We start from the raw sequence: 935 nt of genomic DNA, 5'->3' as shown, positions 1-935 counted from the left end.
TCTTGTAAGTCTAGGGATAAGACGCTGTTCAAAGCCCTTAATTCTCCTATGTTTGATGACTACGTATTTGTACTTATTGCAAAACTGGGATGCACCCGTAACACCCCAGTCTTTTTCATTCACTCTAAATAGGGTGATTGCATCAAAGCAGTCCTTAACAACTCCATAATTAGTCAACTCCTCACCTCTATTAGTCAACTGCTGCATAGGCGCACTATCAGTAATATGATTACTAACTTTCTCCCTAATAGACTCAGTTAAAGTCATCAATAAAACCTCAATCTAATTCACCTTTGGTGTTCACCTTCTAGTCATCTTTGGCGTTCACTCTCTAGTCACCTTTGGTATTCACCCTCTAGTACCGGTTGGCAGAAAAAGTCCTACTATTAAGGAGTAGGGCATAGGAGGGAACTTCCCATGCCAAGACTGACCGCAGCCCCCATCACCTTGACCGCGTCAGAACAGTCAAAACTCGAGACATTAGCCAGACGCCCCAGCACCGCTCAGCAGATCGCGCTGCGGGCGCGGATCATTCTGCGGGCCAGTCGAGGCGAAGGCCACGGCCAGATATCGCGAGAGTTGGGCATCAGTAAAGACATGAGTCGGCTGTGGCGGACTCGCTGGCTCGAGGTCAGTCCCCGAGGTATCCCCGTGGTGGAGCGGCTGCGGGATGCGCCGCGACCGGGCACGCCGGCCACATTTAGCTTGGAGCAAATCACGCAACTCTATGCCCTAGCCTGTGTGATCTTGACTCAAGAAAGTGGACAGGTAATTTAAGCTGCCTTCAGGCCCTTTAGAGAGAGCCAATAGTTGTCTTCAAACTGCACTGGTGACAGGTATCCAAGGGTTGAGTGCAACCGCTGTCGGTTATAGAAAACCTCAATCCATTCAGCAATAACGGTGCGGGCCAGGGCACGGGTTGAGAAGATCCTGGG

General features: G+C 50.3%; 3 protein-coding genes. 1 reads left to right on the top strand and 2 read right to left on the bottom strand.

From position 1 onward, the window contains the following. Positions 1 to 267, bottom strand: a 267-nt coding sequence (locus tag AC0QKW_RS04260; protein ID WP_473149813.1) for a hypothetical protein, incomplete at its 3' end; no start/stop codon positions are given. A gap of 150 nt (positions 268 to 417) precedes the next feature. Between AC0QKW_RS04260 and AC0QKW_RS04255 the strand changes: the two genes are divergently transcribed. After that, on the top strand, positions 418 to 777 hold the full coding sequence (locus AC0QKW_RS04255) for a hypothetical protein (protein WP_473149812.1): 360 nt from the start codon (positions 418 to 420) through the stop codon (positions 775 to 777). Here AC0QKW_RS04255 and AC0QKW_RS04250 read toward each other — a convergent pair. After that, on the bottom strand, positions 774 to 935 hold a 162-nt coding region (locus AC0QKW_RS04250), incomplete at its 5' end, for an IS3 family transposase (protein ID WP_473149814.1). The genes AC0QKW_RS04255 and AC0QKW_RS04250 overlap by 4 nt on opposite strands.

Source organism: Pseudanabaena sp. PCC 9330, assembly GCF_055795045.1.
This window is presented reverse-complemented; position numbering and strand designations above follow the sequence as displayed.